Raw genomic sequence first — 14,034 nt, 5'->3', positions numbered from 1 at the left:
TCACCGATCATGCAAAACTGATCCACTAACGATCATCGAAAACTGATCCACTTGGTATCATCCGTTTATTTTTTGTACGGGTGATTTATGTTAACCAAGGAGACATTTGTGGATATTCATGTTCACTTTGCACAAGGCCAAAGTATTCGTAAAATTGCCCGTCAATTAGGCATCTCTCGTAACACCGTAAAGCATCATTTGCAGCAGCATCAGATGCCCAATTACGCGCAACGAGCACAACCCGCGACAAAACTAGCGCCCTTTAAACCCTATCTCGTCCAACGAATTGAGCAGGCCAAACCCGATTGGATACCTGCCACCGTCTTGTTTGACGAGGTCGTCCAACGCGGTTATCCAGGCGGTATTGCTCAGCTCCGACGCTTTGTGTGTCAGTTTAAGCTTTGTTCCACTCCTGAGCCGGTTGTCCGTTTTGAAACGCTACCAGGGCAGCAAATGCAAATCGACTTTACCACCATTCGTCTCGGTAAACGGCCGCTCAAAGCCTTTGTCGCAACGTTAGGTTACTCGCGCGCCACTTTCGTCAAATTCTTTGATAACGAGCGTGCGCATGCATGGCAACAAGGTTTAAAAGAAGCGTTTGAGTATTTCGGTGGAGTACCCGAGCAAGCACGGAAAACGCATGAACATCCGCGTCACGAAAGGCTTCCCAGCACGGTCGCCAGGTACTCTTGGTCCATCGCGCACATCATTCGCTTGCGTTGAATACCGGCTTTGAAACTCTTCTCTTGCTTTAATAAATTCAGAACCATTTGCCTTATTCGTGCAAAAACTTCCGCTCGGTCATCGACTCTTATTCGGCAAGCATCTTCTTTTAATCCAACATCAAGTTGCCAGTGCATTGATTCAATTAACCAGTGTGAGCGCGTGGCATCATGAAGCTCTTTCGCTGTCAGTGCTTTTGAGCTTATATAATAGCGCACTGAAATATCTGACTCTTCGGCGTGTTTTCCCTCTTGTCGAACACTCACCATGATGCCCATCGTTTTTAATTCAGGCCAATCGTAAGCCAAATCACCTAATACACTTAAATCCGTATTAATCAGTGCACATCGTGTTTCTAAACGTCCATGCGATTTCTCTTGTGATGCGTAGCTATCACCATCAAAGTTTTGAAGCATTGAAGGACGGTAATAATTATCAAACGCTTTGTCTAACTTGCCTTGGTTTCCTTTAACAGCAAGCAAATAGTCGGCATTTTTATTAATGATTTTTTGTGCGATTTTTCGCTGACAACCCATGGTATCTATAGTAATTAAACACCCAGAAATGTCGAGCAATTCCAGCAGCTTAGGTATTTCAGTGATCTCATTGGTTTTACTATTTACTTTTGACTGTCCGAGGCATACACCATTTGCGGTTGCGAACGCATTAACCATATGAATCGCAGCTTGGTCTGTTGCTCGGTTATATGAACCCCTCAGTGTTTTTCCATCAATGGCAACTACTTCACCATCCGTTAATTCATGACACGATTTCATCCATTCTATGAAGGCTTTTTGTAATGCTTTTGTACTGATGGTTCCCATCACTCTTGCAATCGTATCTGCCGAGGGTGATGTTTTACCTGAGAAGCCAAAGCGTAATAAAAAATCACGCTGCTTACGTCCATAATCACTCATACCTTTCCAGGTATCATGACCAGACAGCACCGCACAAATCGTTATCAAAATAATATCTGATAACGTATGTTCAACTTTACCTTCTTGACGAATGTCTCTAATGGAAACGAAATGCATAAATGGACTTTTATCTTCTGTCATTTTTAATCTCCTAAACGTTAGGAGACCATTAAATCGCACTGAAAATGATCAACAAATTGATCCTTTATTTTCACTCATTTTAATTAATAAACATGGTTCAACGCACGATTTTCAGCCTTAATTGACAATTAAGTCATTAAATCGCTAGCCCAGGCATGCCGCGGATCTTCATGCGTTTTCCCTGCCCGAGCAAGTGCTGTGTGACAACGCTAAAGCGCTCATCAGTGAGCGAGATGCTTATGCACAAGGCGAACATAAGTTGCATGATGAGATGCTACAGATGTCGAAAGACTACGGCTTTAAGCTGGTTGCTTGTAAACCCTATCGAGCTAAGACCAAGGGGAAAGTTGAGCGTTTTAACCACTACTTAAAAAACAGCTTCGTTGTGCCACTTAGCGCCGAATTGCGCGCGCAAAATCTCGAGCTGGATGTACAAATAGCCAACGCAAAAGTCGGCCCATGGTTACAACGTGTGGCGAATCAACGCATTCATGGCACCACGTTAGCTGTCCCTGCTGAGCGCTTGCGAGAAGAAGTGAAACAGTTACTTCCTCTGCCAAAGTTCGTACAGGGTGCAAGCCAACACAAGTGTGCCCCAGATATCCGTATTGTGCCGCCACGAGAGTCCATCAATCTACAACATCCCATGAACGTTTACGAAGCGTTGTTAGGAGGTGACCATGCTACTGCATGAACAAATAGGTCATCTCTGTGACTCACTGAAACTCAGCTCTGTTGCCGCCTCTTGGCCATCGTTGGCTGAGCAATGTATTGCTCAAGAAAAGAGTTATGGTGAATTTCTACGCGCGTTATTGGAAAGCGAGCAACAACAACGAGACGAGCGAACCCGACAGCTTTTCAGTCGTATGGCAGGTTTTCCCGCGCATAAAGAGTTAAGTACGTTTGATTTTAAGTTCGCCACCGGCGTCCCGAAACAGCAGATACAAGAATTAAGTGCGCTGACCTTCATTGAACGTAATGAAAACGTGGTGCTACTTGGACCAAGCGGTGTCGGTAAAACGCATTTAGCTATCGGGTTGGGACTAAAAGCCGTACAGGCTAGAAAGAAAACGCGCTTTATCACTGCTGCTGATTTGATGCTGCAATTATCGACCGCTAAACGGCAAAACAAGCTGAAGCAATACCTCTCTCGCTCCGTGATGGCCCCAAGGTTATTGAGCATTGATGAAATCGGTTACCTGCCATTTGGACGAGAAGAAGCGAACCTATTTTTTAATGTGATCGCTAAGCGCTATGAGTATGGCAGCATTATTTTGACCAGTAATCTATCGTTTGGCCAATGGCCAAGCGCATTTGCCGATGATGCGACATTAACGGCAGCGATGTTAGATCGACTACTTCACCACTCCCATGTTCTGCAGTTAAGTGGTGATAGTTATCGATTGAAAGATAAACAACGCTCAGGAGCAATACCTGACTAAAAGGGTGGATCAATTTTGATTGATCGTTTTTAAGCTAAAAGTGGATCAGTTTTCGGTGATCGTTGACACCGAGAAGATAGGCAATCCACTCTCCACATGGTCAGTGCCTTTGCGACAGCGAATGGCGTGGTAATGGGCCAGGTTAAGACTCTAGACAAGTCGAATGAAATCACAGCGATACCCGAACTCATCAACCTGTTGGACATCAAGGGATGCTTGGTTTCCATCGATGCTATGGGTTGCCAAACAGGTATCGCCAAGCAAGTTGTTGAGCAAGGTGGCGACTATTTACTCGCAGTCAAAGGCAATCAAAAAGGCTTGGAGAAAGCGGTTCAAAAAGCCCTGGCACCGTTAGTTAAAATAAGCCCAGAATGCGACATTGAGCACGGGCATGGACGCATCGAAGCACGCGAATATTACGTCATGCCAGCGCAGAAACTGGCGATAGATTTCCCCGACTGGCAAGCGCTTCAAACGGTCGGTGTTGCTATTAGCTATCGCATTGACTCAAAGGGAGAAGAATCACTGGAATACCGCTATTACATTAGTTCAGCGACACTGACACCGGAACGATTTGCCGAGGCAGTTCGCGGTCATTGGGAGATAGAAAACCGACTCCACTGGGTTCTCGATGTGACCATGAATGAGGATGCGTGCCAAATTTATCGTGGGCATGCGGCGGAGATTCTCGCTGGCGTGCGTCACATGGCTCTTAATATGCTTCGGTTAGAGAGCAGCAAAAAGGCAAGTATTAGACGCAAGCAGAAGATGGCATCGATGAATGTTGCTTATTTAGAGCAAATTGTACTGGCCGGAATCAAAGGGTTGACTGAAATTTGAGCATACGTAATCTCGCCCTGGGTCACCATCCCTGTCTGACGGTTTAAGCGATATACACGTTTGCTTTTCAAAAAAGGCGCTAAAAAATAGTAGCCTTTACATACCAACTTGTAGTGACCCAAAATCAATAGACATGGCAACGTCCCATAGAGTGTTAATACGTAAGTACCTGTTGACCAAGTTTCTAACCTATCATCCCAACTAGCATATCCGAATAACAATGGATAGAGATAAATCAAATAAAACAATGGTAAAAACAATATTAATTGTATTTTCGCCAACCCCACTATTAAAAAATACAGATGAGACAGGCCTGATAGAGATTCACTATCTAAGCTATCTTCGGTCCAGAATGAAGGCTTTTCACTTCCTTCTGTCTCTTTTATTTTCGATGGTAATGTTTCTCGAGCAAGTGATAAAGCAATGGTGTCATTTGCCTTGGTAAAGGGGAACACTTGCCCTTTGGTTAGTAGCTGCTGCAAAAAACCGTGCGGTGGTTTTGTGGGTTGTAGCGACAGTTGCTCAGTGTTGTAGGCCATATCAGCTATCTGCAAAGATATTGATTTTTGGACCGGTGGCGGGCGATGTTTTTTGTTTTTCGGCTATTTCCGCTAGCGTCTTCTTGTAGGTTTCATCGCTCATATCCCGCCAGTAACGGGGGTCGCGGCCAGTCTGTTGATCATGGGCAGCGGTTACAGGGTCTTTGGCTCGGGCTTCTTCCAACACCAAAAGATCTGGCATCGGTTGACTCGCATCCATATAACGCTGGATCATATTCCACAAGCGCTGGTACTCCACCACTCGCTCGTTGGTGCCAATTAAGTTACTAATAGGCACACCCACAGAGTAAGGCTGATAACGATGAACTAGCATTAAGTTATAGTTTAGGTGGCCTTGCGGACTCGGTGCTGACATCAATACACAATCAAATTCTATAAAAGGATGCATAAAGCGCACTTTATTGCCACGCTTATACAAGGTCACCATCCCTGTCTGACGGTTTAGAACCTATCTCAATAGGTGTTGTCTGAGTAAATCAACACCTATTGAAAATACTGTAAATGAATTCGACACAATACCTAATCTCTGACGCCCTTTGGGCAAAAATTGAGCCGCTTTTACCAATCCACAAGACGAACCATCCTCTAGGAACACATCGAAAGAGAGTCGATAATCGTGATGCTATGAACGGCATCCTCTTTGTTCTCAGAACTGGTTGTCAGTGGAATGCGCTTAACGCGACAGGTATTTGTTCCTCTAGCTCTGCACATCGTCGTTTTCAAGAGTGGCGAGATGCAGGAGTCTTTGAGCGATTTTGGCAAAATGGCCTGATTTACGAAGGGGTTGATTGGAGTTCCATATCAATGGACGGGTGCCAAACTAAAGCACCTTTAGCTGGCTCAAAAAAACAGGTAAGAACCCAACAGACCGTGCGAAACAAGGCGTAAAACGCAGTTTGTTGACGGATGCGAATGGATTGCCACTGGCTGTTGTTAGCGATGGCGCAAACGTCCACGACATTAAGCTGGTACTTCAAACATTAGATGCACTAGAGTGTTATCGGCCGCCGCTGAAAGTACCTTTGTACCTAGACAAAGGTTATACAGGCCAGTGGTTACATGATGAACTGGTTGCTTTGAACTACATTCCCCATGTTCAATCACGTGCTGAAGAGGCCGCGAGCTTGAAGCAATCGGATGATTTTAAGGCTCATCGTTGGGTTGTGGAGCGAACTCATAGCTGGCTAAACCGTTATCGTAGATTGCTTGTTCGTTGGGAAAAGAAAATCGAAAACTACGAGGCCATGTTGCATTTTGCTTGTGGCCTCATTGTTTGGAATAAATCCCTTTTGGGATAGGTTCTTAAGCTATATACACGTTTGCTTTTCAAAAAAGGTGCTAAGGAATAGTAGCCTTTACATACCAACTTATAGTGGCCCCATATAAGTAAGCAGGGAAGCGTAAAATAGATAGTCACAGTATAAAAAATAACGGACCAATCCTCTAAACCCTCTCTCCAGCCACCAGAACCAAAAACCAAAAACAAAAGAATTAGCATGTAAGCTACTGGCAAAAAAAACATTAATATTACTTTAGACATTGTTAGTAAAAATGTATAAAACTGGGACCATCCGGATAACGCTTCACTATTTAACCTTTCTTCATTCCAGTATAACGATTTATTATCACCTTCAATATCCTTGAGGTAAGAGGGCGTAACCTCTCCAGCCAAAGATAGAGCAATGGTGTCATTTGCCTTGGTAAAGGGGAAAACTTTCCCTTTGGTCAGTAGCCGTTGCAAAAATCCGTGCGGTGTTTTAGCGGGTTGTAGAGATAGTTGCTCGGTGTTGAAGATCATATCAGCTATCCGCAAAAATGTTGATCTTTGGACCAGTGGCGGGCGATGTTTTTTGTTGTTCGGCTATTTCCGCTAGGGTCTTCTTGTAGGTTTCATCGCTCATATCTCGCCAGTAACGCGGGTCACGGCCAGTCTGCTGATCATGGGCAGCGGTTACAGGGTCTTTGGCTCGAGCTTCTTCTAATACCAACAGATCTGGCATCGGTTGACTCACATCCATGTAACGCTGGATCATATTCCAAAGACGCTGGTACTCCACCACACGCTCGTTGGTGCCAATTAAGTTGCTAATAGGTACACCCACAGAGTAAGGCTGATAGCGATGAACTAACATCAAATTGTAGTTCAGATGGCCTTGCGGACTGGGGGCCGACATCAATACACAGTCAAATTCAATAAAAGGATGTGTAAAGCGCACTTTATTGCCACGCTTATACAGCGTCACCATCCCTGTCTGACGGTTTAAACTATAAACACGTTTGCTTTTTAAAAAAGGTGCTAAAAAATAGTAGCCTTTACATACCAACTTGTAGTGACCCCAAATTAATAGGCATGGCAACGTCCCATAGAGTGTTTGTCCATAGAAGGCAGCTGATAAGTCATCCCATCTTTCGCTCCAGCTTCCATGACTAAACAATAGTGGATAAAGCAATATTAAATAAGCCAAAGGCAAAAAAAACATTAGTATTATTTTTGTCATAGTTAGTAAAAATGTATAAAACTGAGACCAGCCGGATAATGCTTCACTATTTAACCTTTCTTCATTCCAGTATAACGATTTATTATCACCTTCAATATCCTTGAGGTAAGAGGGCGTAACCTCTCCAGCCAAAGATAGAGCAATGGTGTCATTTGCCTTGGTAAAGGGGAAAACTTTCCCTTTAGTGAGTAGCCGTTGCAAAAAACCGTGCGGCCTTTTAGGTGGCTGTGGAATGATATTTTCGGTATTATATGCCATTAATTGCTACCAAATAATTGTTTTACGAGCATTAGCCACGTGTGCTTATTATTAATGAGTCTTTCGCCCAGCCCAGATCGCTATCATCATCTAGATTAAAACTGGGAACAGGGGGTCTAACTTTTCCCTCTTCAAGTTGCTCCAGCGTCAGTGCTGGAAAAATAGCCTCTTCGACTTTAAGCTGAGCCCTTGTAATTAACGCTGGCGAGTAGTGATGTTCATAAACTCGCCCAGAAAAAAAACGAGACTCCATATTTGTTTTGGGCACGCGTTGTTCATACTTAATAAAAAACGCATAGCCTTCGTCAGTTTTTTCTTGCTTTAATAGTGTTGAATTAGCCGAACTTATGTTGATGATCTCTCTCTCTTCTTGCCTACCTACACGACTAATCGTCACCGTTTTTCTTTCAACTGCTTGACGTGCATAAAAGTCGATATCAAGACTAGTTGGGTTTAGCAATGAGGCTAGGTTCGTATTCACATGAATAATATGTGTTGCGCCAAGCGCTTGCATACGGCGTTTCAGTTGTTCAGAAAAAGCTGTTTGACTCTCGAGATGATAACCTTTTGTAGATATTGTTAAAAACAAGCCTACCAAACATTCATACGCCGTTTTAGGCCCTTGCAGGTGTTGATAGTCTTCATTAGGCTCTTTAGCAAAGGGACCATTCGTCATCCAGTCTTCCAAGGGAGTATTTTTCCAAAACGAATAGAGTACTAAGCCTGCTACTGATAGACCTATACCTAACCAAGCCACTGGGCCCATACCAAATAGTATTGGTGCGCTGGTAGTAAATAACCCTGTTGCAACTGTGGTAACTAAGGCTCCTGTTGCCACCATTCCCTTGGCAATACTGGCATCAATATCATTGTTTTGCCATAGTCGAATCGCATCCCAGCCAGCAATCGCCGCGGTTAAAAAGCCTGCGGCAAGGCTGGCAGCGCCCAGAACGCTAACTCTTGCCACTAGATGAGATCTTCCCCCATCGAAGGTTATCGTACGTGCTAGATCGTCATAAAGAGTAAACGCCGTGACATTTGATACAGTCGCAAGGCGAGAGGCATTTTGTGTGTAAAGATTTGAGGCATGTACTGTGGCGATCCCTAAGTCTGCTAGGACGCTGAGCACTTGCGCCCTAGAGTAACCCACGTCCTTCCTTTTCGCTAAATTACTAAAATGTTGAGCATTAACCATCAGATTAACAAGCTCAATAACCGCAATAAAATAAGGAACACGTAACCCCTCGTAGGCATTGCTGGCCGTCTGGTTCACATTGTTTAACGCTCGGCGGGTGTTGGCTTGATTAAAGGCTTCTGCCACGTGGCTGTCTTCTGCTACCACAACCACTTTAAGTGGCAACTTAGGCCCAACTGCTGCGCGATTAACGCCGGGTATATCACTCGGCCTAAACGCATTTTTACCGGTTGAGGCCACCAGTTTCCCTGACGCATTTTCATACATACGTGCCATGGGTGCATTTTTTTGCTTAGTTTTTATGTGCTCTCGATCGGTATTACTTAGGCCCCAAGTCAGACCATGCCCTTCTACGCCAACGACGGTCCCTCTAAACGCCTTTCCGCCAACGGGCTGATAGGTAATGTCCCCCCACACCTCGCTATTTGCTGCTTTCATTAGCCGCAAAACAGGTGCATAGGCACTGTTAAATTCAATCACCTTCGCTTCATCAGCCAAATCTTGGCTCAATTCCAACAAGATTTCGTAATAGCCTCGAAGAATGCCATCTAGAGTATTCGCAACCTGTCGCACGGGGCCAAATGCGCCCTCTTCGTTGTTATTGGCAGACGACATAAAAGCAAGATCGAAGATGCGTAAATCTTCATCTTGAATATCCTGACCCTTTTTAAACCACAACGCCAATGATTCAGGCGTTGCCAACCCGTCGCCTAGATTAGCCGCCTCTGGCGGCTGCTCCAAACATTCGTCCAAGCTAACACTTTGTTCAGCAGGGAAGAGTATCGAGTGCAAAGCCGATCCACTATTGGGTAATAAAATGGCTTTTGCCGTATCGAAATAGGGAGACATCCTCCGGCTATCACAGTGAGATAGTTGGTCAAGCTTTTTCGTATTCGCACAAAGCGCAGATGCCGCTTCCCCTATCAGCTTGTGGGCTGCCGCTGCATTAATATCGTTGAGTGAACTAATATCTCGTATCACCTCAGACAAACGCGGTTCATCAATAATACTCTGCACGTAGCCTTGCAAATTTTCTATATCGGTACAGCATATTTGACGTTCTACGGTGCGTAATGTTCGATGAAAACGTCCCCCTAAGAAGGTATCCATACTGTCGTACGCGGCATGCGACGGGTTTTCATTCTCGCCAAACTTGGAAGGGACCACTAGCTTTTGCACGAACTCCGCGGATCGGTAGTGTGGTTGTTGGCTCATATCAACGTAAACTTGTTGCATGTACGCCACACCACTTCGCGCGAGGTAAGTATGGTGTCTAAGGTCAAAAAGCGGATCATCCAGCACGATGGCTCTTAAGTGACGTTGCTTGGCTTGAGCGAGATAGTCGTCTGTCGATTCCGCCTCCCACATTTCGCTCTCCCCAGTGTCGGGAGAAAGAATATCCATCAGTGCAGAGTGTCTGAGCCCATACTCGTAGCGGTGAGGTTGATGATCATAATACCGAAGCATATTCGGCGCGGACTCACCATCTTCCCTCATGGATTCAAGCTCTCCCTTCACCGTTTGATAGGTTTGATTAACCCAAGCGCCAGATAGATCACGATTCAGCTGCATCGGCTCGGCAAGAAAGAACTCTAGTTCAGGCGCCCTCACTCGCATAGCCGGTAACGCTGTGACTTTCAGTATGTCTGACCTATCAACCGCATTAAGACTGTCTAGCGGTTTAGCACGTTGCATTAAATGCTCTGGGTGTGCCTCAAGATAGTTCAGACGGGGCGCACTCCATTGCACTTCAGAAAATGCAATATGAACAACGGATTGCTCGTTTTTTGCTTTGGCGGGGATCCAAATCTCACCTAAGGGCATTCCTGTCGCCACACGTTCTTCATCTTTAAAGGGTTGATCTCGCCCCTCTCGATAACGATAGAGATGAACGTCTTTTAAGCACATTTCCCCGTCTTCAGGTGTAATGTGGATCTCTCGCCATGCTTTGTGGTTATAGAAGACATATAAATAACCCGCGCGAACAGGTGCCACACGGTCCGCATTGGTAACGGATCCCTGATATGACGGCAAAAGAGTGAGCGGAAGCACTGAGTGAACCAAGTAATCTTGTTCGTCTTGCTTTCTCTCTGTCACTGTTACATTTTCAAATAACGGTAGCTTAATGGGCCCATCGTCGGCATCCACTTTCAACCAGACGTTACGGTTTTCTTTCTCGTCGCTCCAATCCCAGCTGTATATCGTGGTGTCATCGAGTTCGGGGTCTACCTTCTTCTTGGCTTCAAGAGAAGGTTGCTGCGTCATGTCTGTTAGATCATAAAATTCAAAATCCTGCTCTGCTCCATGTTGTATTCCTGTTACTTCAATAAGAAGCTTTTTGCCATCGCATGCAGGCGCTGAAGAAAACTTATCAGACATTTAAATACTCCCTAGACACCCATTTCTCTAATTGTTCCACAATGCTCGTTTCAGTCTGTCCTGGTGCGATTGTTAACAATGCTTCGTCCAAACTGATCGCATTTTCATGTAGGAGAGAGTGAACCTTATTGATTAACGCTTGGCTCTCTATTTGATGCTTTGCACAAAAGTGGCTAACTGCTTTTTGTTTGGGCCAGTCAAACACGTCAATGCCTTGCGTTTCAGCCCATTGCTGTATTTCTTGCTCTGTGTGCTTTTCGTTCAATGCATCTTTCTGTGAATCCGTCAGCTGCCACAATGACGACGATGCTTCTACGGTATTTGCTCCGAGGATATGCACCCACTCAGGTTGTCGACTGTGTATCTTCTGGTAAACATAAGCCCCAGAGAGAATACCGAGCCAATCAGCAGTATCACTTGGTTCAGCGAGCAACAAAAAATAGCTTGCTACTGCCGGTACGTAGTAATGTAAAAAGCCTTTTCGCGCTGCTGAAAACTGCACTTGAAGGCGATTTCTTAACTGCGCGAGAACAGCGTCGAACCCTACCGTGTTTGGAGCAGAAAAGTATAAGGTCCTATCTTTGCATAGCTTATCGACAATGGGGTCATGCGCTCTCAAAGGAATAACAAGTGGACTACGCTCTATCATCACTGATAGCGGCGTCGATAAATAAAGTGGTTCAATATTGTGACCAGCAATAAGTCCATAAACCTCTTGATGCATGCCGTCATAGTCACTCACTAACGCATACCAGTTTATCGGCTCATCACCGTGTGTGGATGCTAGATGTAAGCTCATACGTTATTCCCACAGGGGCAGTCTGACAGCGGGCAACTACCGTCAGGTTGTTTAAGGCACGCTTGCGTAATAGGTGTTTCAGATTTAACGTCGGCAATAACTTGTTGCACCAGACTCGCCGTCGCTGGAACAGCGATAAGCGTCGGTGCCCCTTGCTGTGTTTCTGATGTGGTCATTACATCAACCGCTTGGATATCGGGGAGTGGCGTGGCTTCGGGATCGGCCAAGGCGTCGATAGTTTTGGGACACTTCGCCATTTGGCCATTAAAGCCTGGTCCACTGCCTGCGCTGCCGCCTGAGTTTAAGTTCACCGCGGCACCAGAAGCATGCACGCCTGCCGCATCCACTTTCACAAAGCTACCGCCGGCACTTAAGGTAACTTCTGCACCGGCTTCGATCACCAGTTTGGCGCCCGTTTTTAGGTGAATGTCACTCCCTGCTTCCACCGCATGAACCTTACCGACTTTATAGTGCTCACTGGCTTTGACGAGATTGGAGTGGTTACCACCAATACGGGTGCGACTCTCTCCCTCCACGGTATGATGCGCATTGCCCATCACACGATGAAATTGGTCGTTGTGCACCTGATGGTGATTGTCATGACCTATCTCGGTCACACGGTCGTTTTCTACCTCGGTATGCCAGTCTTTTTGGGCGTGTAAATACACTTGCTCACTGCCCGATTGGTCTTCGAACGTGAGTTCGTTATACCCCTCGCCTTGGTGGCTCTCACTGCGCCAAACCGTCTTGGTTTTGTTCGCGGGTAAGGTATAAGGCGGTACATTGGTCGCATGATACGTGCGGCCGGTGATAATCGGTTGGTCCGGGTCACCGTGTAAGAAGGACACAATCACTTCATGGCCAATACGGGGAATGGCCATCATGCCGTATTGGCTGCCCGCCCAGCCTTGGGCCACCCGTATCCAGCAGCTGCTTTTGTCATCGCCGTTGGAATAACGGTCCCACGGGAAGTGGACTTTCACCCGCCCGTGTTCATCACAAAAGATTTCTTCGCCATCCGGTCCCACCACGGTGCCTATCATGGGGCCATCCACTTGCGGTTTAGGCGTGGGGGTTGCACGCCACGGGGTGATGGCAGGAATAAGCATAAACTGGTTGTTGTAGGTGGTGGCGCCTTGGCCGCCCTCTTCTTCCAGTGCTTGTGGTTGGCTGCCTTGATGATGCACCCGCACCACTTGCCACGCTTGGTTCACGCTCTCATCCAGATGGTCGCTGATGGTAAAGCGATAGCCCGCGCGTAATGCCGGCTCATTGCTTTGGCCGTTGGCATGCTCGGCCTCACGGCGTAAGTACTCTAAGCGGGTTTGGTTAAACGCCTGTCCGGTGGCGTCGTCTTTAAAGCGGCCCGGGAAGTCAAAGTGCTCGTAGCTGTCGGTACGCTGGTAATCAATGCCATCGGCTTGCGCCGCTTGTTGGAAGCTGTAGCTTGGCTTTTTAAAGCTGTAGTCTTTTAAGGCCGTGTGACTAGGGCGTGCCGCGGTGTGGCGTGTCAGCCCATAGATATACGGCGTATCCGTGCGACCGCCGCTGACAGCATTATAGGGCACCGGGCTCTCAAGCTGGGGCAAGCTGTCGGGCGCATCAGTCACTATCAGGGTATGGGTGGTGGCATCGTGCTCATGGTGATACACCAAGCCTTCTTCTGCCGCTAAGCGGTGGAAGAACGCCAAGTCACTTTCACGGTACTGCACACAGTATTCGCGCTCGGCATAGTCACGGGTTAGCGAGAAGTTAACCTCCGTCACCCCCATTTCCGTGAGCAGGGTTTCTAGAATAGTCGGCACGGTTTGGTGCTGGAAGGTACGACTGTTTTGGCGAAGCGACAGGCGATACAGGGCGGGCACCAAGGTTAAGCGGTAGCGGGTAAAGTGATGACCAATGTCACCTTGGCTAAAGGCACTGGCGATACCCTGCACCCGTTTGACCAGCTCGCCATTACGCCACAGTGTCAGCTGCACCGGCTTATCGACCACTTGCTCTGGCGTGATGTCGGTATGGCGGCTCGCCAAGGCCACCTCATACTGGAACCCATACACCGGATTGCCATTCAGGCCAGCTTGGTGAGAGAGGCACTCGTCCCCTTGGTAGTCCACCACCACGAACGGTTGCGGGTCCAGCCCCGCCACGGTTAACGCTATTTGCAATGTCGCCATCTGTGTATCCTTCGCCCTGCTTGTTTACCCTGATACGTTCAGCCAGACCCTGCCGTCTGGCTCAACGCACCACAGCCCGCCCGTAAAGGCAGGCTGTTTGTGTCTTCA

11 protein-coding genes and 1 pseudogene are annotated in these 14,034 nt (G+C 46.7%); 5 read left to right on the top strand and 7 right to left on the bottom strand.

The features are described from left to right. Positions 1-108: 108 nt before the first annotated feature. On the top strand, positions 109-723 hold the full coding sequence (gene istA / locus N7E60_RS15670; protein ID WP_269598610.1) for an IS21 family transposase: 615 nt from the start codon (positions 109-111) through the stop codon (positions 721-723). On the opposite strand, the gene N7E60_RS15665 is transcribed toward istA, so the two are convergent. Beyond that, positions 654-1,781: an ISAs1 family transposase gene (locus N7E60_RS15665; protein WP_269598609.1), complete on the bottom strand. Its 1,128-nt coding sequence runs from the start codon at positions 1,779-1,781 to the stop codon at positions 654-656. The genes istA and N7E60_RS15665 overlap by 70 nt on opposite strands. A gap of 193 nt (positions 1,782-1,974) precedes the next feature. Here N7E60_RS15665 and N7E60_RS15660 point away from each other — a divergent pair, with 193 nt between their 5' ends. From N7E60_RS15660 to N7E60_RS15650, 3 genes and pseudogenes are all read left to right on the top strand, one after another. Further along, positions 1,975-2,475 (top strand): hypothetical protein, encoded by a 501-nt coding sequence (locus N7E60_RS15660; protein WP_269598608.1) that lies wholly within the window; start codon positions 1,975-1,977, stop codon positions 2,473-2,475. Beyond that, on the top strand, positions 2,462-3,223 hold the full coding sequence (gene istB / locus N7E60_RS15655) for an IS21-like element helper ATPase IstB (RefSeq protein ID WP_269598607.1): 762 nt from the start codon (positions 2,462-2,464) through the stop codon (positions 3,221-3,223). Before N7E60_RS15660 ends, istB begins: the two co-directional genes overlap by 14 nt. Positions 3,224-3,292: 69 nt before the next feature. Beyond that, positions 3,293-4,063: pseudogene (locus N7E60_RS15650) on the top strand (ISAs1 family transposase); the annotation flags it as partial. On the opposite strand, the gene N7E60_RS15645 reads toward N7E60_RS15650, so the two are convergent. Together N7E60_RS15645 and N7E60_RS15640 are read right to left on the bottom strand one after the other, a co-directional pair. Further along, entirely contained in the window at positions 4,012-4,602 is a 591-nt protein-coding gene (locus N7E60_RS15645) for a hypothetical protein (RefSeq protein ID WP_269598606.1), read from the bottom strand. The pseudogene N7E60_RS15650 and the gene N7E60_RS15645 sit on opposite strands and share 52 nt — an antisense overlap. Position 4,603: 1 nt before the next feature. Then, on the bottom strand, positions 4,604-5,011 hold the full coding sequence (locus tag N7E60_RS15640; RefSeq protein WP_269598605.1) for a hypothetical protein: 408 nt from the start codon (positions 5,009-5,011) through the stop codon (positions 4,604-4,606). Between the two features lie 113 nt (positions 5,012-5,124). On the opposite strand from N7E60_RS15640, the gene N7E60_RS15635 reads away from it, so the two are divergent. Then, positions 5,125-5,921 (top strand): IS5 family transposase gene (locus N7E60_RS15635; RefSeq protein ID WP_269597063.1). Its coding sequence is split into 2 segments (ribosomal slippage): positions 5,125-5,463 and positions 5,466-5,921, totalling 795 coding nucleotides; the frame shifts between segments, so codons are not numbered across the junction. A gap of 501 nt (positions 5,922-6,422) precedes the next feature. On the opposite strand, the gene N7E60_RS15630 is transcribed toward N7E60_RS15635, so the two are convergent. The 4 genes from N7E60_RS15630 to tssI are packed head-to-tail and all read right to left on the bottom strand — an operon-like array spanning position 6,423 to position 13,926. Beyond that, complete coding sequence (locus tag N7E60_RS15630) at positions 6,423-7,379, bottom strand: hypothetical protein (RefSeq protein ID WP_269598604.1); 957 nt, start codon at positions 7,377-7,379, stop codon at positions 6,423-6,425. Positions 7,380-7,410: 31 nt separating this feature from the next. Further along, on the bottom strand, positions 7,411-10,953 hold the full coding sequence (locus N7E60_RS15625) for a toxin VasX (protein ID WP_269599012.1): 3,543 nt from the start codon (positions 10,951-10,953) through the stop codon (positions 7,411-7,413). Continuing rightward, complete coding sequence (locus N7E60_RS15620) at positions 10,946-11,752, bottom strand: DUF4123 domain-containing protein (RefSeq protein WP_269599011.1); 807 nt, start codon at positions 11,750-11,752, stop codon at positions 10,946-10,948. The genes N7E60_RS15625 and N7E60_RS15620 overlap by 8 nt, the downstream gene beginning before the upstream one ends. Then, positions 11,749-13,926, bottom strand: a complete 2,178-nt coding sequence (gene tssI, locus N7E60_RS15615; RefSeq protein ID WP_269599010.1) for a type VI secretion system Vgr family protein — start codon at positions 13,924-13,926, stop codon at positions 11,749-11,751. Before tssI ends, N7E60_RS15620 begins: the two co-directional genes overlap by 4 nt. Between the last annotated feature and the right edge of the window lie 108 nt (positions 13,927-14,034).

The organism is Salinivibrio proteolyticus, assembly GCF_027286365.1.
Lineage (GTDB): Bacteria > Pseudomonadota > Gammaproteobacteria > Enterobacterales > Vibrionaceae > Salinivibrio > Salinivibrio proteolyticus.
This window is presented reverse-complemented; position numbering and strand designations above follow the sequence as displayed.

What these genes read in the sequence shown, in the direction of transcription:
- tssI (WP_269599010.1), bottom strand. Translation starts at nt 13,926, where the DNA reads ATGGCGACATTGCAAATAGCGTTAACCGTGGCGGGGCTGGACCCGCAA.
- N7E60_RS15665 (WP_269598609.1), bottom strand. Translation starts at nt 1,781, where the DNA reads ATGACAGAAGATAAAAGTCCATTTATGCATTTCGTTTCCATTAGAGAC.
- N7E60_RS15640 (WP_269598605.1), bottom strand. Translation starts at nt 5,011, where the DNA reads ATGCATCCTTTTATAGAATTTGATTGTGTATTGATGTCAGCACCGAGT.
- N7E60_RS15645 (WP_269598606.1), bottom strand. Translation starts at nt 4,602, where the DNA reads ATGGCCTACAACACTGAGCAACTGTCGCTACAACCCACAAAACCACCG.
- N7E60_RS15630 (WP_269598604.1), bottom strand. Translation starts at nt 7,379, where the DNA reads ATGGCATATAATACCGAAAATATCATTCCACAGCCACCTAAAAGGCCG.
- istB (WP_269598607.1), top strand. Translation starts at nt 2,462, where the DNA reads ATGCTACTGCATGAACAAATAGGTCATCTCTGTGACTCACTGAAACTC.
- N7E60_RS15625 (WP_269599012.1), bottom strand. Translation starts at nt 10,953, where the DNA reads ATGTCTGATAAGTTTTCTTCAGCGCCTGCATGCGATGGCAAAAAGCTT.
- N7E60_RS15620 (WP_269599011.1), bottom strand. Translation starts at nt 11,752, where the DNA reads ATGAGCTTACATCTAGCATCCACACACGGTGATGAGCCGATAAACTGG.